The following is a 16930-nucleotide window of genomic DNA, read 5'->3' on the forward strand; positions in this document are numbered from 1 at the left end:
GGCGGGCCGCGACGCTGCGGTTTTAAGGGCCCGTTTGGCAGCCTTTAGTCGACCGCCCGTTCAGGCGGGCGGGGCCGGGTCCAGGCCGAGCAATTCACGGAGGAATGCACCCGCTGTGGCGTGTTTCCGAAACAGCTGTCCGGTGAGTGCTTCCGTGCCGCGGAGCGGTTCCCGGGTGGGCACACGCTGAAGTTTCCCGATGCCGGGAACGTCGAAGATGACCGAATCCCAGCTGGCGCCGACCACGTCCTTGCCAAAGCTGGAAACACACTTCCCCCGGAAATATGCGCGAGTGTCCGACGGCGGTTCGACCACAGCGCGGCTGATCGTGGCGTCGTCGACGATCGTCTGCATCCGGTCGCGGGAAAGCATGCGGTAGTACAGGCCCTTTTCCGGCCTCACGTCGGACCATTGCAAATCGACGAGACCCAGCCGGGCGTCGTTCCATTCAAGGCCGTCACGGTTCCTGTAGCCATCCAGCAGCGACATTTTGGCCAGCCATTCGACGGAAGACGCGGCACCCGCGGGGTTGCTCCCCAAGAGCCCCAACGTCGACTCCCACCGTTCCAGGACATCCCGGGTGTGGCCGTCGCCACTGAAGGAATCGGAGACCCCGGTTTCCTGGCCAAGTTTGGCCGCTGCCTCGTAGTACATCCACTGGATATCCAGCGCTGTTACGCGCCGTCCGTCAAGAAGCCTGACCGTGGCAGTGAGGGAGGTGTCGTGGCTGATTGCCTGCAAGCCCGCCACGGGCTCATGTACTTCGATCTTCGGAGCCTGGCCGGCTTCGATGAGGCTGAGGACCAATGCCGTCGTGCCGAACTTCAAGTAGTTCGACACCTGGCTCAGGTTGGCATCGCCGATGATCACATGCAGGCGCCGGTATTTGTCCGCGGTGGCATGCGGTTCATCCCGGGTATTGATGATCGGACGCCTGATGGTGGTTTCCAGCCCTACCTCGGCTTCGAAGAAATCCGCACGCTGGCTGATCTGGAATCCGGAAGTTGAACCGTCTTGGCCCTTGCCGAGCCGCCCCGCACCGCAGACGACCTGGCGTGTGACGAAGAACGGCGTCAGGCCGCGGACGATGTCTCCGAAAGGCACCGAGCGCGGCATGAGGTAGTTCTCGTGGGAACCGTAGGACACCGATTTGTTGTCCGTGTTGTTCTTGTACAGATTGATCGCCGGCAGATCAGGATCGGCGGCCACCTTCCGAACCGTGGCCAGGGCAACGAGGTCGCCGGCCGCGTCCCACGCGACGATGTCACGGGGATTCGTGACCTCGGGACTGGAATATTCCGGATGGGCATGGTCCACGTACAGGCGGGCCCCGTTGCCGAGGACCATGTTCATCAGCAACGATCCTGACTCATCGCCGCCGTCAGCTTCGAGCTCCTGCCGCCCGTATGCCAACGCAACGGCCTCGGCGTCGAGCACGGGAGGCCTGTCGGTCAGCTGGCTGGGGTCTGCTGCGCTGCGCTCAACTGTCCAACCGCGTGCATCATGCAGGGGTTCTTCGTCCGTGTAGTCCCAGCGGGTTTCAGCGCCCCCCGCCGCCCGCTGTCGCGTCAGGTTGGCATAGGCCTGGATGATCCGCGCGGACATCATCGTGGCGTTCGCCCCTGGCGCAGAAGGCGCGTGGATACCGTATTCAGTTTCCGAACCCATGACCCGCATGGCCCCGCCCACGGGAAGCTTGTCCGAAGGCAGGCCTTCCGGCCGGGCCGTCACAGGTACTGGCCGGTGTTTGGAGTCGTCTCGATCGACTTCCCGGGCTCCTGGCCGGCCTTGCCCTGGACGATTGTACGGATGTAGGTGATGCGTTCGCCCTTCTTGCCTGAGATGCGTGCCCAGTCATCCGGGTTGGTGGTGTTGGGCATGTCCTCGTGTTCGCGGAATTCGTCGACGACGGCGCGCAGGAAGTGGTCGATCCGCAGGCCTTTCTGCTGGGTCAGCAGGAGGTCCTTGATGGCGTACTTCTTGGCCCGGTCCACGACGTTCTGGACAACCGCGCCGGAATTGAAGTCCTTGAAGTAGAGCATCTCGGTATCGCCGTTGGCGTAGGTCACTTCGAGATATTCGTTGGATTTCTCCGTCGAATACATGGCTTCAACGGTGCGCTGGATGATGGCGTCGACTGTGGCCTGGACGTCGCCGCCGTGCTCTGCCAGATCCGTCGCGTGGAAAGGAAGGTCGGTGGTGATGTACTTGGCGAAAATGTCGGCGGCCGCTTCGGCGTCGGGCCGCTGGATCTTGACCTTCACGTCAAGCCGGCCGGGACGAAGAATAGCCGGATCGATCATGTCCTCGCGGTTCGACGCGCCGATCACGATGACGTTGTCCAGCCGTTCGACGCCGTCGATCTCGCTCAGGAGCTGCGGGACGATGGTTGTTTCGACGTCGGAGGACACACCGGTGCCGCGGGTGCGGAACAGTGAGTCCATTTCGTCGAAGAACACCACCACGGGGCTGCCATCCGAGGCCTTCTCCCGGGCACGTGCAAAAATCAGGCGGATGTGCCGCTCTGTTTCGCCGACGTACTTGTCAAGGAGTTCAGGTCCCTTGATGTTCAGGAAGTAGCTCTTCAGGTCCACGTTGCCGGCCCGTTCGGAGGCGCGCGCGGCAAGGGAATTGGCAACGGCCTTCGCGATCAGCGTCTTGCCGCAACCCGGAGGCCCGTAAAGCAGGATGCCCTTGGGCGCCTTGAGCCCGTGTTCGCGGTACAGGTCCGGGTGCAGGAACGGGAGTTCCACGGCGTCGCGGATCTGTTCGATTTGCGGGCCCAGGCCGCCGATGTCCTCGTAAGTAATGTCAGGGACTTCCTCGAGGACAAGGTTTTCGACCTCTGCCCGGGGCACCTTCTCCAGGGCGTAGCCCGTGCGGGAATCCAGCGACAAAGCATCGCCGACGCGCAGGTGCACCTTCTGCAAGGCGCCTGAAAGCCTGACTACCCGCTCTTCATCGGCCCTGCCCACTACCAGTGCGCGGTCCGTGCCAAGCATTTCCTTGAGCGTGACGAGTTCGCCTGCCCGTTCATAGCCCAGGCCGGTCACCACGAGCAGGGCCTCGTTGAGGAGGACTTCCTGTCCGACAGCCAGCTGGTTGATGTTTACGAGCGGGCTGACGCCCACACGCATCTTGCGGCCGGCATTGAAGATGTCGACTGATTCCTCGGTGGCCGCCTGGCCGGTGCTGCCTGCCGTTGGCTGCCGCCTCGGATTGATCTGCAGGATGGTCCCGAAGCTGTACGGCGGTTGGCCGTCCTGCTCGAGGGCTCCTTTGAGCCGCAGGATTTCGGCCTTCGCCGTTTCCAGCATGGTCACGAGCTTGGTGTTGTTCTGGGTGGCGGCGGCAAGCTGACGGTCGATGTGGCGCAGTTTGTCTCGAAGGATGTTTATCTGGCGTTCCGCGACAGTGAGTTCCGCGGCGTCGTCCACCGGTTGGATTGCCCCACCCCCGTGTCCCGCTTTTCCCTCGGCCACAGCCTTGTTCGCTGGCTCCTCCGGCGTCGTTCGCCCGAAGTCATTGTTCGACGTATCCACGAAGCATCAGCTCCTTCCCGCTTTCTATAAATAGACCTTAGCCCTCAAAAGCGTCGGGAAACCTGTGACATCCGGAATGCGGACCAGTTTGTGATCTTTCCTCAGGGAGCGGGCGTGGGGTCGTCCTTGACGTTGGTGCCGGCAATCGCATCCCGCGCCGCCCGCCGCAGTTTCTTGTCGGAAACCGCACGCTCTCCTACGGCTCCAGGTGTCCAGGCATTCAGGTCTTCCTCGCTGAACTCGGTCTTGGACGGACGCCGCTTGACGGAGATCCCGGTCACGCCGTCTGCGAGGCGACGGGTCACGAGGAGGAATCCGGTGTGGGCCACCATGCGGTGGTCGGGACGGACAGCGAGGCCCTCAAGGTGCCAGCCGCGGACCATGGACTCCCACGCGTCCGGTTCCGTGAAACGGCCGTCGGCACGGATGGCTTCTGCGGTACGGGAGAGCTGGGTCACGGTGGCGACATAGTTGATCCACACGCCGCCGGGGGCCAAAACGGTGGCTACGGCGTCGAGGCATTCCCAAGGAGCGAGCATGTCCAGCACCACGCGGTCCACGGATCCGGGCTCCTCCGAGCGCACAACTTCCTCCTGGAAGTCGCCCAATGAGATCTTCCAGGCAGGGTGCGGACCGCCGAAAATGGTTTCCACGTTGCCGCGGGCGATGTCGGCGAATTCTTCGCGGCGCTCGAAAGAGTGCAGGTAGCCGTTGTCGCCCACCGCGCGAAGCAGGGAGATCGAAAGGGCGCCGGAACCAACGCCGGCTTCCACAACCCGCGCGCCCGGGAAGATATCGGCCATGGTGACGATCTGGCCGGCATCCTTGGGATACACGACGGCGGCACCGCGGGGCATGGACAACACGAAGTCCGAGAGCAACGGGCGGAGCGTCTGGTATTGCTGGCCTATGTTGTTGGCCACCACGGAACCGTCAACCTGACCGATGATTTCGTCATGGTTGAGGAAGCCGCGGTGCGTGTGGAAGGCTCCGCCTTCCTCCAAGGTGATGGTGTTCATCCGGCCGCGTTCGTCCGTGAGTTGAACCCGCTCGCCCACACGGAACGGCCCTCGGCGCCGTGCCGCACCAGTCGGCTGGATGGCGGTGTCGGCGGCGCCGGTGGCCGTGTAGTTGGCGGCGGTTTCGCTGCTCATGGGTGTTTCCTCGCTCCTGTACGGCTGGGCCGTCATTTGTTGCCGCAGTTACTGCTTGGTGATGCGCACTGCCGGCCGGGTTATTTCACGGCCGGCAGGTAACTCTACCGGGAAGGTCCTATGGGCGTCCGCTCCGTCGGGCTACTTTACCTGTAATGGCTGTCACTACGGCCTGCTGACGCAGCAGGCCCATGACCGTACCGCGTTCGTCCACGACGGCGTATTCGGCGCCGCTGAGCTGCGCCAAATACTGGATCAGTTCCTGGCCGCTGGAGGTCCATGGGACGTAGGCGCCGTCGGCGAGCGGGGTCGAAACCGCCGTGACCAACGTTGTGTAAACCTCGGAGGGCGGCACGGCTGCGGTGGCATGCGGATCGACAAGACCTTGGGGCCGGCCGTCGGGTCCGCAGATCACGACGGCGGGAGTGCCGTAGGGTGCCACGCGCAGCACGTCGGCGACGGTGGCCGAGTTCGGAATCCCGACGGCGGGCTCCGCCAAAGCTGAGGCACTCACCAAGGGGAGGCGGCCGCGGAGCGTCGCCTGCTGAATGGCGCCTGAGGCACCCATCCACAGGAAGCTACAAACCAGGAGGGCGATGAGCGCCTGAAGAAGATCAGGGCTGTTTCCGCCCAGCAACGGCGGGACGATGAAGCTCACAGCCAGGACGATCGCGATGACCCGCCCCGCCCAACCGGCGGCAACCGTACCCTTCTCCTGGCTGCCCGTGGCTTTCCATACGGCGGATTCCACCAAGCGGCCCCCGTCAAGGGGCAGGCCCGGGAGCACATTGAAGATGCCGATCAGCAAATTGGCCCACATGAGGATGTTCGTCAGGGTGTCCCCCACCCCGGTGAAGACACCGGACTGCAGCAACAGCCAGGCACCGCCCGCGAGGACAAAGTTGGCTGCGGGTCCCGCCAAGGCGACAACCACCGAACGGCCCGGGGACGCGATGAAGCTCTCGAACTGGGTGTGCCCGCCCCAGAGATTCAAAACGATCTTCTCCGTGGGCCACTTGAAAGCCTTGGCGCTCAAGGCATGGGCAAGTTCATGGACGAGCACGGAAAGGGCCAGGAGCACCGCATAGCCAAAGGCCACAAGGTAGGCGCCGATTCCCAAGGAATGGTTCCGGACGAGCAGCGCTGGTCCATAGGCGACCACCGTGAACGCCGCGATGACGAACCAGGAGTACGCAAGGTACACGGGGATTCCCGCGATGCGGCCGAGTGGAATTCCGTCCTTGCTGCTGCTACGGGTGCTATGGCCGCGGTTTCCGGGAGTGCTCACTTAGTTTGCCTGTCCAAGGAAAGCGCCGGCCGGCACATTGGCGGATGCCCGGGCGGCAACAAGTGCTTCGAGGTCGGCGACCTTCCGTCCCTGAAGGGTGTCCCAGGTTGCCCGGCGGGGGTCCTCGGGCAGTGGCATCTGGTGTGGAATTCCGACCGTGACCACGCCGGAGGCGATCGCGGAAGCAACTCCCGGGACGGAATCCTCGAGTGCGACGCAATGATCCACGGTCAGCCCGGGGTCGGTGTCCCGGAGCCGCTCGACGGCAGCTAGGTAAGCCTCCGGGTGGGGCTTTCCTTGGCTGACGGTGTCCCCAGTGACGAGGAACTCGAAGTAGGGCAGGGGGAGGTTGGCCACGACTTCCCGCGCCATCGGGCCTTCGGACATCGTCACGAGGGCACAACGGACGCCCGATTGGTACAGCTCGTCAAGCAATTCCCTGGCTCCGGGCCGCCACGGCACCTCGACGCGGAGACGGTCGATGACCTGGGCGCTCAAGGAGTCAACGATCTCGCGCTTTTCCAGGTTCACTCCAGCCCTTTGGAGAATGCCAGCTGAGTGCATCAGCGACTGCCCTACGAGCTGCATGGCTTGTTCATGGCCCCAGACGCCGCCGTGGGACTCTACGAGGGTGCGCTCTGCAGCAATCCAGTATGGCTCGGTGTCCACCAGGGTGCCATCCATGTCCCATAGCGCGGCTTTGAGCAAGGACTGGGTGGCTGAAGCAAGCATGCCTAAAGTCTACGTGGAACGAGGAGGGGCAATTGCCGCTCTACGCCCGAGGCGAAGTCTGGCCACGCCGGTCCCCTCACGCCATGCATCGGCGGCGGTGTTGGACGTAGGGTGAGTGAATGAACAGTTTGGACGGAGCCCCTGACGGACAGGCCACTTCACCGGAGCCTGAGCGCCTTCTCCAGCCTGTAGCCGAAGGCCAGCGCATCACGGTGATGCTGGCGGCTTTCGAGGGTTGGAACGACGCCGGCGAGGCGGCCAGCGATTCCCTGCACTACTTGAACAAGTTGTGGCAAGGAAAGAAAGTGGCATCCGTTGATGCCGACGACTATTACGACTTCCAGTTCACCAGGCCGACCGTGCGACGCACGGCAGCCGGAACGCGCAAGGTGAAATGGCCTTCCACGCGCCTGTACAAAGCAAGCGTCCCGGACAGCAACGTCGATGTGGTGTTCGTGCTCGGCACCGAGCCTTCCTACCGCTGGCGCGCCTACACGGCCGAACTCCTGGTCCACGCCGAAACGCTCAAAGTCGACTACGTTGTCCTGATTGGCGCCCTTCTGGCCGATGTCCCGCACAGCCGCCCGATCCCCGTCAGCACCACCTCGGACGACAGCGGATTGCGGCAGCGCTTGAACCTGGAGGCTTCGCAGTACGAGGGGCCGGTTGGCATTGTGGGGGTACTGGCGGAATTCGCGTTGCTCGCGGGCTTGCCTACGGTGTCGCTGTGGGCGGCCGTGCCGCACTATGTCGCGCAGCCCCCCTCCCCCAAGGCGCAACTGGCCATTTTGAACAGGATCGAGGATTTGCTCCAAGTGCCGCTGGACACCCATGCCCTCAACGAGGAATCGGAGGCTTGGGAGCGCGGTGTGGACGAACTGGCCACTGAAGACCCCGAAATCGCCGCCTACGTGCGGCAGCTCGAAGAGGCCAAGGACACGGCTGACCTGCCGGAGGCCAGCGGCGAATCCATCGCGCGCGAATTCGAGCGCTACCTCAAGCGCAGGGGCAAGGACAAGCCCTGACGGTCCTCCCGCCAGGGCCTGTCCGCTTCAGCCAGTGTCGCCTTCCGCTCCCGAAGTTCCCTTAGAGCTCGACGCCGAGCAATCCGTTGATCGCGTCGCTCACCAGGGCGGAATCCAGCGCAGAGGGATTGGCGCCGGACGCGCTGCCGAGGGCCGCCGCAGCCCAGGCATCGACGGCGGCGACCGCGCCGGGAGCATTGAGGTCGTTGGCCAGCTCGGCACGCATCCGCGTCAGCAGCTCCGCCGCTGTTCCCTCGGGAGCAATGTCGCGGGCGGCCCGCCACGTGTTGAGGCGTTCCTTGGCCTGGGCGAACCCTTCATCGGTCCAGGACCAATCCGAACGGTAGTGGTTGGCCAGGATCGCCAGGCGGACTGCGGCAGGCTCTTCGCCCGCGGCACGGAGCTTCGACACAAGCACGAGGTTTCCTTTGGACTTGCTCATCTTTTCGCCGTCCAGGCCCACCATTCCGGCGTGGGCGTAGTGGCGTGCCAAGGGAATGCCGCTGAGCGAATAGGCGTGTCCGGCGCCCATTTCGTGGTGCGGGAAGACGAGGTCCGATCCGCCGCCCTGAACAGTGAACGGAGCCGGCAGGTACTTCTGGGCGATGACGGTGCATTCAATATGCCAGCCCGGGCGTCCGTCACCGAGGCTTGCGCCGGGCCAGCTCGGTTCGCCGTCGCGGGCTACGCGCCATAGCAGGGGATCAAGGGGATTCCGTTTGCCCGACCGGCCGGGATCGCCGCCGCGTTCGGCGAAAAGCTCCAACATTTCCACTTCGCCGAGCCCCGAGATGTCACCGAGTGTCCACGCGTCCGGGCTATCCGAAGCCTTGCCGGCCGCCTCGACGTCGTAATAGACGTCGCCGTCGGGTTCGCCGCCGGTGCCGTGCACGCGGTAGGCGAGCTTGTCCGCGATCAGTTTCTCGATAGCCGGGACAATCATCGGGATCGCCTCGACGGCTCCGATGTAGTGACTCGGAGCCAGCACATTGAGGGCGTCCATGTCGGTCTGGAATAGCTCGATCTGGCTCGCTGCCAGTTCCCGCCAGTCAACGCCGGTGGCGGTGGCGCGCTCCAGGAGGGGATCGTCGACGTCGGTGACGTTCTGGACGTACGCAACCCGCTGGCCACTGTCCCGCCAAGCCCGGTTGAGCAGGTCGAAGGCGACATAACTGGCCGCGTGGCCCATGTGGGTGGCGTCGTAGGGCGTGATGCCGCAGACGTACATGGATTGCTCGGCGCGTGGCTCGACCTCCACGAAGGCCCTCAGGGCGGTATCGAACAGCCTCAACGGGGGCATGCTGCCGGGTAGTTCAGGCACAGGGCGGGAGATCCACGATTTCACAGCCTCAACCATAGTGCTAGGCGCTGATGACATTGAAACCGAGCAATACATAGAGGGCGAGTCCAAGGAGAATGCGGTACCACACGAAGACACGGTAGCTGTGGGTGGAAATGAATTTGAGGAACCAGCCAATGATGATGAAGCCCACAACGAACGCGATGACGGTGGCCAGTGCTGTTTCCGGCAGGCCGAACGGTCCGGTGATTCCTTCCTTCGACACCACCTTGTACAGCTGGTACAGGCCGCTGCCGAAGACAGCGGGTATGGCGAGCAGGAACGAATACCGTGCCGCCGCTTCACGCGTGTACCCCATCAAGAGGCCGGCAGTGATGGTTCCGCCGGAACGCGAGACGCCCGGGATGAGCGCCATGGCCTGGGCCAGTCCGTAAAGGATGCCGTGTTTGAAGGTCAGTTGGCTCAGCTGGCGTTCCTGCTTGCCAACGGCGTCGGCCACCGCGAGGATCATGCCGAAGACGATGAGCATCGTGGCGACGATCCACAGGCTGCGCAGCACGGATTCGATCTGGTCCTGGAAGAGCAGGCCGAGCACGATGATAGGCAGGCTGCCGAGGATGACCAGCCAACCCATCCGCGCGTCGGGATCGTCCCTGGAGACCTTGCCGCGCAGCGATCCGAACCACGCGCGCACAATCCTGACGATGTCGCGCCAAAAGAAGACGATCACGGCCGTCTCGGTGCCCAGCTGGGTAATGGCCGTGAAAGCAGCTCCGGGGTCCGCCGCATTGGGCAGGAACGAGCCGACAATTCGCAGGTGTGCGCTCGAAGAAATCGGAAGGAATTCTGTCAGGCCCTGCACGAGGCCAAGGAAGGCTGCTTCTATCCAGTTCACGTGAATAGACCCTACGTCATGATCTACCCGATCTCCCCGTAAGCTATCAGCTATGCAGCAGCGTTACGTCGGCAACAGTGGGTTTCGGGTGTCCACCCTTTCCCTGGGCACCATGTCCTGGGCGGAAGAAACGGACGAACAGGATGCACGGGAGCTGCTCCATACGTTCATCGCAGCGGGCGGCACCATGATCGATACCGCTGCCTCCTACGCAGGCGGACGAGCCGAAGCTCTCCTCGGCTCCATGCTGGGAGACGTCGTGGCGCGTTCGGAGGTTGTCCTCTCCACGAAAGCGGGCGTCTCGACGTCGGACGCCCGGCGGAGTGTCGATGCCTCCCGCGGGTCCATGCTGTCCGCACTCGACGCCAGCCTTGCCCGCCTGGGGACCGACTATGTGGACATCTGGTTCGCGCATGCTTGGGACCCTAATGTTCCGCTGGACGAAACGCTTTCCGCACTTGACCTTGCGCTGCGCTCGGGACGCGCTCGGTACGTCGGCATCTCCAACTACAACGGCTGGCAGACCGCCAAGGCCGCGGCCATCGCGGGATTCACCGTGGTGGCCAACCAATCCGAATACTCGCTCCTGCACAGGAAGCCCGAAGACGAACTGGTGCCCGCAGTCGAAGATGCCGGCCTCGGCCTCATGGCGTGGGCGCCCCTCGGCCGCGGGGTGCTCAGCGGCAAATACCGTGGACAGATTCCCTCTGAATCACGAGCCGCGGAAGGCCGCCTCAGCGGCTACGTCGAAAAGTACCTCGACGCGCGGGGGGCACGGATCGTCGAAGCAGCGGCAATGGCCGCGCGCGGATTGGGACGCTCCGCCGTCGACGTCTCGCTGAGCTGGTTGCTCTCCCGCCCGGGCGTATCCACGGCCGTGGTGGGCGCACGCAATGCGGTCCAGCTCAAGGAGTTGCTGGACGCGCAACTGGCCCCTCTTCCCGCTGAGATTTCGCGGGCACTGGAAGACGTTTCAGCGATCTGACACTGCTGAAACTGCGGCACTATTGGCTGCGGGATTACTGACCGGGCACTACTGATCCGGCACTACTGGTCGAGGATCTCCAGCTCGTCTTCGTCGAGGAGTTCACTGTTGTCCTCGTCGTCATCTTCTTCATCGTCGTCGAACACCTGAAGTGGTGTGACTTCCGAGTAGGCCTCGTATAGTGAGTCCTCATATACCTCAAAGGCATCGGCGACGGCGAAAAACGCTGCCTCCACAGCGGGATCTCCTTCGCCCCTGCGGGCGGAAGCGGCAATCAGGTGCTCTTCCAAGGCGGCTGTCAATGACTGAAGCGCGACACGCGGATCGATGCTCATGACTTCACGTTAGCCCGAAAAAGACGAAAATGGAGAGGGATGAGAGAACAATTTCTGAGCAGTTCAGTGGAGCGTCAGCGGGACTACGCGAGGCAGTACGAGTATCTCGTGCTGACCGTCAGCCCTGACGATTCCTTGCCCGAGGCGCGGCGTCGGCTCGTGGAGCACTCCGAATATGGCAAGTGGGAACTGGAGCGGAGCATCCTCTATATCGGCGGCGGTCGCCGGTTCTGGCTGCGCCGCAGAGTACTCAACGTACAGCGCACCGTGTAGCAGCGGCCGCGCTTTCGGGTTCCCCCTCCAGCTTTCGAGCGTTTCAGCTTTCGAGCGGACCGAGCCACGCGTTGGCCACAGTGGTGTGCGCCGATTCGTCGTTGGAGGGATGGAAGATCCCGGCCAGCACATCGCGATACAGCCGTTCGAGTTCGGATCCCCGGAAGTAGCTTGAGCCTCCGGAAACCCGGATTGCCACATCCACCATGGTCCGGGCGTTCTCCGTGGCCCGCACCTTGAGCCCCACGAACTTGGGAAACCACTGCGCCCCGTGATCAACCAGGCCATCCACGTCACGGGCGACCGACGCCAACTGGGGTTGGATGGAATCCATTGCCATGGCGGCGTTGGCGATCTTCCAGCGGATGTCCGGGTCTTGCGAGAAGCTTCGGCCGCCGTATTTGGCCGAGGTGCGGCGCTTGGCCGCCTCGACCGCCAGGGCGAATGCCCGCTCCCCGATGCCCGTGTAGACGGCGGCAAGCAGCGTTTCGAAGCAAGCGAAGATCGCGAAGATCAACGGATCCTGGTTGGGTCCTACGGGCAGTTTCCGGAAGATCCGTTCCGGCGGCACTACGGCACCCCGCAAAAGCGTGGTGTTCGATTGGCTGGCCCGCATGCCCAGGGTGTCCCAGTCACTCAGTGTCTCGTGGCCGGGCGCGTCGCGTTGGATGAAGCCGAAAACCAGCTCTCCACTCCCCTCCCGTGCGCCGCTGTCCTTGCCGAAGATCCCTAGTCGGGTCCATGCCGTCGACAGGCTCGTGAAGACCTTCCGCCCGGTAAAGCTGTACCCGCCGTCCCGCTGCGGTTCCGCCATGGTCCCTGAATCAAAGAGCATGGAGTCATTGCCCGGCTCGGAAATCCCGAAGGCAAAGATCTCGCCCTGTCCGGCCTCCTTGAGGACAAAGTCAAGGGAATCGTCGCCGCGAGCCGCCAGGACATGCGCGACGCCGGTCCAGACAAGGTGCATGTTGACAGCCAGCGCGGTGGCCGGGGCAGCCGCGGCAAGCCGGCGCTGAAGCGCCGCCGCGGCTTCGAGCCCGAGCCCTAGGCCGCCGTCGGACTCGGGGACAAAGATCTTCAGGTAACCCGCCGCAGCAAGCTCCTCAAGGTCCTCGTCGAAGAACGAGTTGTTCTGGTCGTAGCCCGCGGCGCGGCCCCGGATGCGGTCGAGCAGCTCGTCCGCCAGGATCTCTTCAGGGGTCACGGCGTTCTCCCTAGTAATTGCTGAGCAGGGTGTTGAGCACCCGGGATCCGAACTTGAGCGAATCGGCCGGCACGCGTTCGTCAACCCCGTGGAACATCCCCGTGAAGTCGAGTTCCTCCGGGAGCATCAGCGGGGCGAACCCGTAGCCCGTGATGCCGATCTTGCTGAGCGACTTGTTGTCGGTGCCGCCGGACAAGGTGTAGGGCAGCACTTTGGCGCCGGGGTCTTCCGAATGCAGGGCGTCGATCATGGCGTCTACCAGATTGCCGGCGAACGGCACCTCCAGGGACACGTCCTTGTTGACGTAGCTGACGTCCACGCCGTCGCCGGCAAGTTTTTTGACGGTTTCGAAGACCAGTTCCTGCTGGCCCGGCAACGTGCGGCAGTCCACCAGCGCTTCCGCCGATTCGGGGATGACGTTGTGCTTGTATCCGGAGCTCAGCAGCGTGGGGTTCGAAGTGTTTTGGAGGGTAGCCCCCACGAAGCGCGCTACGGTGCCGAGTTCCTTCAGGAGGGTCTCGGGGTTGTCCGGATCGAACTCGACGCCGGTCAGTTCCGTGACACCATCGAGGAACTGCCGGGTGGTGGGGGTCAGCTCGATCGGCCATCTGTACTCGCCGATTCTGGTAACGGCCCCGGCCAGGCGGGTTATCGCGTTGTCCGTGTTGATTTGCGAGCCGTGGCCGGCACGCCCGTGAGCCACGAGGCGCAGCCAGGAAAGGCCCTTCTCCGCGGTCTGCAGCAGGTAGGTGCGCTGGCCTCCGATGGTGGCCGAGAAGCCACCTACTTCGGAAATCGCTTCCGTAGCGCCGTCGAAGAGCTCCCTGCGGTGCTCGACGGCGTAGCGCGCGCCGTGGTTGCCTCCGGCCTCCTCGTCGGCGAAGAACGCGAAGATGATGTCCCGCTTGGGCTTGCGTCCCGTGCGGGCGAAGTCACGCATGACCGAGAGGATCATGGCGTCCATGTCCTTCATGTCCACGGCGCCGCGTCCCCAGATGAGTCCATCCTTGAGTTCGCCGCTGAAGGGATCCACGGACCACTGGTCCTTGAGCGCCGGAACGACGTCGAGGTGGCCGTGCACCACGAGGGCACCGGCCGAGGGGTCCTCCCCTGCCATGCGGGTGACCAGATTGGCCCGGCCCGGAGCCGATTCAAAGATTTCCGCGTCCAGTCCGACGTCATTAATAAGCGCCGCCGTGTATTCCGCTGCCGTGCGTTCCCCGGGACCGGAATCGTCACCGAAGTTCGAGGTGTCTATGCGGATGAGTTCCTGGCAGATCCGGACTACTTCGTCCTCGGGTCGGATATCAGTCATGGAACTCTCCTTGCTGGCTGGGATGGACGGACTCCGGCGGGTAGGCAGATGGTGCGGACGCCCCCGCGCGCTTCCCTCAGCCTACCCACCGCAGGCTCGTTTAGCCGCGCGCTTTCCCGCGTTTTGGCGCGGAATGGCAGGGTTCAATTGAGGTCGGCAGGCCCCTCTCCGGCTCCGGTTTTTTTATTTCCCCGAAACCGTGTTAGAGTTTTTCTCGCTGCTTCGGAGGAAAGAGAAGCGCCGAGAGGCGCAGAACGAAGGCTCCGAACACCACCTGCGCGGGTGGCGGAATGGCAGACGCGCTAGCTTGAGGTGCTAGTCCTCGAAAGGGGGTGGGGGTTCAAGTCCCCCTCCGCGCACAAATGCAAGGCCTGGAATTTCGACAATTCCAGGCCTTGTTTGTTTAACGTGAATTTTCCTTTTCGGGCAATTTGCGGCGTTCATCACATTTATTAAATTGCATTACCGGCAATTCACTTACGGCAGTGAACCTGACACTGAACCTGGCGCAGAATCTGGCGCAGAATCTGGCTCCGCCAGGCACGACGACGGCGGTCGCCCACGGGGGTGACCGCCGTCGTCGTAGCCGTTCCCTTAGCCTTGAACCCCGAAACCGGTGCCCTACAGCGCCGTCACGGATCCGCTGAAGTGCCTCCTGCCGCTTCGTGGGTTCCAGGCGACGTAGTCCGAACGCTCCCACGACCCCGACGCGGAGTGGACGGTGCCGATTTCCAGGGCCACCCGCGCCGGGAGGAACACCGGTGCCTCGAAAATCACGTCCCATCGGAACGCTTCCGACTTCACCGAGCCAACGTCGGCCAAGGCCCGGGATGCAAGGTACATGCCGTGCGCGATTGACCGCGGCAGGCCCAGCGCCTTGGCCGAGAGGAGGCTCAAGTGGATCGGATTGAAGTCGCCGGATACGGCGGCGTAAAGGCGGCCGGTATCCACGCCGAGCTGCCAGACGGCCGTTGGTGCGGGTGCCGTGAAGTCAGCCGGAGCGGCAGCCGTGGCGGCCTTATCGACTCCCGGGAGGAAGACCCCCTTGGCCAAATACGTCGACACGCCCCGCCAGAGCAAGGCCCCGTCGTCCCTTGACCGGACTTCGGCGACGACGTCCAGCTGGGTTCCCGCCCTGTGGCCGCGCATGTCCTCGGCCCAGGAGCGGACGTCGAGCGGCTCACTGAACTGGACTGCCCGCAATTGCTCCACATGGTTCTTCAAATGGATCATCCCCAGCAGGGGAAGCGGGAAGTCGTCCCGGTTCAGCACGCTCATGGCAACCGGGAACGCGAGGGCATGGATGAAGCCAGCAGGCAGCGCGTCACTCGCAGTCTCCCCGATCAGGTGCTGGTAAGCGGTCAGGTTCGCGACGTCGGCGCGCACCCCGCGGACCTCATGGCTTCCGTGAGGCAGCGCGGTGGCTGCCTGGAACCCCATCACCCTCCGCCGTGCCGCCGTCGCCGCCGCATTCACGTACAGCTTCGAGAGGGACGGCAGCTCCCCCAGGATGAGTGGTTGTTCCGTGGTCATGCACCCACCAGGTTCTGTCCGCAGACCCTGAGCACTTCTCCCGTGATTCCGCCGGCCGCGTCAGATGCCAGGAACGCAATAGCCTCTGCCACGTCTCCGGGCAGTCCGCCCTGCTGCAGCGAATTCAGCCTGCGCGCTACTTCGCGGGTGGCGAAGGGGATCCGGGCGGTCATGTCGGTCTCGATGAAGCCGGGCGCGACGGCGTTGATGGAGCCACCACGTTCTGCCAGCAAGGGCGCCGTGGCCCTGACCATGCCGATCACTCCCCCTTTCGAAGCAGCGTAATTGGTCTGCCCGCGATTGCCGGCGATACCGCTGGTGGAGGCCACCGACACGATCCGTGGGGTTTTGTTGAGCAGGTCCGAGCCCAGGAGTGCCTCGTTGATTCTCAACTGTGAGGCGATGTTCACGCCGATGACGGAATTCCAGCGGCCCTCATCCATGTTGGCCAGGAGCTTGTCCCGGGTGATGCCGGCATTGTGGATGACGATATCGAGGCCGCCATGGCGTTCCACGGCGTGATCGATGATCCGCTTCCCGGCGTCCTCGGCCGTGATGTCCAATTGCAGGGCAGTGCCATGGACCTCGTTGGCGACGGCGGCAAGGTGGTCCCCCGCGGCGGGAATATCCACCACCACCAGCCGGGCGCCGTCCCGGTGCAGGGTCCGCGCGATCGCCGCTCCGATGCCACGCGCAGCTCCCGTGACGACGGCTACCTTCCCGGCCAGGGGTTTGTCGGCGTCGGCGGAAAGCTCGCCGGCTCCTGAGGTGACGGTCAGGAACTGACCATCCACGAACGCGGACCGGCCGGACAGGAAAAAGCGCAGCGCACCCAGTGTGCTGGGGCTCGTGGTGCCGGTACCGTCGCCGAGGAGAATGCCGTTGGCCGTGGCACCTGACCGGAGTTCCTTGGCGAGGGAACGCAACAGGCCGTCGACGCCTTGGCGACCCGCGGCAACAGCCGGGTTGGCGGCAGAGGCGGACGTGCAGGAGATCGTGACGACCCTTGCGCCGGGGGCCAAATCACGGAGCGATGGGGCCGCAGTGAGAACGGGTCCCGCAAGCTCTTCCGGATGCTCGACGGCGTCAAGCACCAGGATGATCGCCCCCAGCTTTTCCTTGGGCAAGGCGGAACGCCGAACGTCGAGGCCCCAGCCCACGAGGGTGGCAGCCAATTCGTCGGCGCCCGCGGTCTTGCCGTTGCCACTCCCGAGCACGAGGACCGGCCCCGGAACCAGCGGTTCTCCCGCTTTGTACCTCCGGAGCACGGCAGGTTGGGGCAGGCCGAGCCTTTTGGCCAGGTCCTTGCCAATCCCGTGACTGACAAACTGTGTGTATTTGTCCGTCAT

General features: G+C 64.0%; 15 protein-coding genes and 1 tRNA gene. 4 read left to right on the plus strand and 12 right to left on the minus strand.

The window, feature by feature from the left end; translation table 11 throughout:
* Positions 1–60: 60 nt before the first annotated feature.
* The 5 genes from dop to AB4Z38_RS10510 all read right to left on the minus strand — a co-directional run bounded on the left by dop (position 61) and on the right by AB4Z38_RS10510 (position 6716).
* Positions 61–1677 (minus strand): depupylase/deamidase Dop, encoded by a 1617-nt coding sequence (dop, locus tag AB4Z38_RS10490; RefSeq protein ID WP_441429670.1) that lies wholly within the window; start codon positions 1675–1677, stop codon positions 61–63.
* A 50-nt stretch (positions 1678–1727) separates the two neighbouring features.
* Positions 1728–3542, minus strand: a complete 1815-nt coding sequence (gene arc, locus AB4Z38_RS10495; protein WP_441429648.1) for a proteasome ATPase — start codon at positions 3540–3542, stop codon at positions 1728–1730.
* A gap of 101 nt (positions 3543–3643) precedes the next feature.
* A complete protein-coding gene (locus AB4Z38_RS10500; protein WP_059389235.1) occupies positions 3644–4696 on the minus strand; it encodes a tRNA (adenine-N1)-methyltransferase in 1053 nt (350 codons plus the stop codon).
* Between the two features lie 118 nt (positions 4697–4814).
* The gene (locus tag AB4Z38_RS10505; RefSeq protein ID WP_441429649.1) at positions 4815–5984 is read right to left on the minus strand and encodes a site-2 protease family protein; all 1170 of its coding nucleotides are present in this window, start codon (positions 5982–5984) and stop codon (positions 4815–4817) included.
* Positions 5985–6716 (minus strand): HAD family hydrolase, encoded by a 732-nt coding sequence (locus AB4Z38_RS10510; protein ID WP_441429650.1) that lies wholly within the window; start codon positions 6714–6716, stop codon positions 5985–5987. It abuts the gene before it with no gap.
* Positions 6717–6835: 119 nt separating this feature from the next.
* Here AB4Z38_RS10510 and AB4Z38_RS10515 point away from each other — a divergent pair, with 119 nt between their 5' ends.
* Positions 6836–7741, plus strand: coding sequence for a PAC2 family protein (locus AB4Z38_RS10515; RefSeq protein ID WP_284755619.1), 906 nt, complete (start codon positions 6836–6838; stop codon positions 7739–7741).
* Between the two features lie 61 nt (positions 7742–7802).
* Here the strand turns inward: AB4Z38_RS10515 and mshC are convergent, their stop codons facing one another.
* Both mshC and AB4Z38_RS10525 read right to left on the minus strand, forming a co-directional pair.
* A complete protein-coding gene (gene mshC, locus AB4Z38_RS10520; protein WP_441429651.1) occupies positions 7803–9086 on the minus strand; it encodes a cysteine--1-D-myo-inosityl 2-amino-2-deoxy-alpha-D-glucopyranoside ligase in 1284 nt (427 codons plus the stop codon).
* 16 nt (positions 9087–9102) lie between these two features.
* Complete coding sequence (locus AB4Z38_RS10525; protein WP_441429652.1) at positions 9103–9936, minus strand: undecaprenyl-diphosphate phosphatase; 834 nt, start codon at positions 9934–9936, stop codon at positions 9103–9105.
* 52 nt (positions 9937–9988) lie between these two features.
* Between AB4Z38_RS10525 and AB4Z38_RS10530 the strand changes: the two genes are divergently transcribed.
* Entirely contained in the window at positions 9989–10921 is a 933-nt protein-coding gene (locus AB4Z38_RS10530) for an aldo/keto reductase (RefSeq protein WP_441429653.1), read from the plus strand.
* A gap of 62 nt (positions 10922–10983) precedes the next feature.
* Here the strand turns inward: AB4Z38_RS10530 and AB4Z38_RS10535 are convergent, their stop codons facing one another.
* The gene (locus tag AB4Z38_RS10535; RefSeq protein ID WP_284982173.1) at positions 10984–11256 is read right to left on the minus strand and encodes a hypothetical protein; all 273 of its coding nucleotides are present in this window, start codon (positions 11254–11256) and stop codon (positions 10984–10986) included.
* Positions 11257–11295: 39 nt separating this feature from the next.
* Here AB4Z38_RS10535 and AB4Z38_RS10540 point away from each other — a divergent pair, with 39 nt between their 5' ends.
* Complete coding sequence (locus tag AB4Z38_RS10540) at positions 11296–11529, plus strand: DUF5703 family protein (RefSeq protein ID WP_059389241.1); 234 nt, start codon at positions 11296–11298, stop codon at positions 11527–11529.
* Positions 11530–11572: 43 nt separating this feature from the next.
* Here AB4Z38_RS10540 and AB4Z38_RS10545 read toward each other — a convergent pair whose 3' ends face one another.
* The gene (locus tag AB4Z38_RS10545) at positions 11573–12733 is read right to left on the minus strand and encodes an acyl-CoA dehydrogenase family protein (RefSeq protein WP_441429654.1); all 1161 of its coding nucleotides are present in this window, start codon (positions 12731–12733) and stop codon (positions 11573–11575) included.
* Between the two features lie 10 nt (positions 12734–12743).
* Entirely contained in the window at positions 12744–14048 is a 1305-nt protein-coding gene (locus AB4Z38_RS10550) for a M20/M25/M40 family metallo-hydrolase (protein WP_441429655.1), read from the minus strand.
* Positions 14049–14324: 276 nt separating this feature from the next.
* Here AB4Z38_RS10550 and AB4Z38_RS10555 point away from each other — a divergent pair.
* Positions 14325–14407: transfer RNA gene (locus AB4Z38_RS10555), tRNA-Leu, on the plus strand.
* Positions 14408–14669: 262 nt separating this feature from the next.
* Here the strand turns inward: AB4Z38_RS10555 and AB4Z38_RS10560 are convergent.
* Both AB4Z38_RS10560 and AB4Z38_RS10565 read right to left on the minus strand, forming a co-directional pair.
* A complete protein-coding gene (locus AB4Z38_RS10560; protein ID WP_441429656.1) occupies positions 14670–15581 on the minus strand; it encodes a MaoC family dehydratase in 912 nt (303 codons plus the stop codon).
* Entirely contained in the window at positions 15578–16930 is a 1353-nt protein-coding gene (locus AB4Z38_RS10565; RefSeq protein WP_441429657.1) for a 3-oxoacyl-ACP reductase, read from the minus strand. The genes AB4Z38_RS10560 and AB4Z38_RS10565 overlap by 4 nt, the downstream gene beginning before the upstream one ends.

Source organism: Arthrobacter sp. 2RAF6, from assembly GCF_052115205.1.
In the GTDB taxonomy this organism is placed as follows: Bacteria; Actinomycetota; Actinomycetes; order Actinomycetales; family Micrococcaceae; genus Arthrobacter.

Excerpts from the sequence above, each read along its gene's own strand:
- AB4Z38_RS10565 (WP_441429657.1), bottom strand. The coding sequence starts at position 16,930 with ATGACGGACAAATACACACAGTTTGTCAGTCACGGGATTGGCAAGGAC.
- AB4Z38_RS10510 (WP_441429650.1), bottom strand. The coding sequence starts at position 6,716 with ATGCTTGCTTCAGCCACCCAGTCCTTGCTCAAAGCCGCGCTATGGGAC.
- AB4Z38_RS10500 (WP_059389235.1), bottom strand. The coding sequence starts at position 4,696 with ATGAGCAGCGAAACCGCCGCCAACTACACGGCCACCGGCGCCGCCGAC.
- AB4Z38_RS10515 (WP_284755619.1), top strand. The coding sequence starts at position 6,836 with ATGAACAGTTTGGACGGAGCCCCTGACGGACAGGCCACTTCACCGGAG.
- dop (WP_441429670.1), bottom strand. The coding sequence starts at position 1,677 with ATGCGGGTCATGGGTTCGGAAACTGAATACGGTATCCACGCGCCTTCT.
- AB4Z38_RS10560 (WP_441429656.1), bottom strand. The coding sequence starts at position 15,581 with ATGACCACGGAACAACCACTCATCCTGGGGGAGCTGCCGTCCCTCTCG.
- AB4Z38_RS10540 (WP_059389241.1), top strand. The coding sequence starts at position 11,296 with ATGAGAGAACAATTTCTGAGCAGTTCAGTGGAGCGTCAGCGGGACTAC.
- AB4Z38_RS10530 (WP_441429653.1), top strand. The coding sequence starts at position 9,989 with ATGCAGCAGCGTTACGTCGGCAACAGTGGGTTTCGGGTGTCCACCCTT.
- AB4Z38_RS10550 (WP_441429655.1), bottom strand. The coding sequence starts at position 14,048 with ATGACTGATATCCGACCCGAGGACGAAGTAGTCCGGATCTGCCAGGAA.
- AB4Z38_RS10535 (WP_284982173.1), bottom strand. The coding sequence starts at position 11,256 with ATGAGCATCGATCCGCGTGTCGCGCTTCAGTCATTGACAGCCGCCTTG.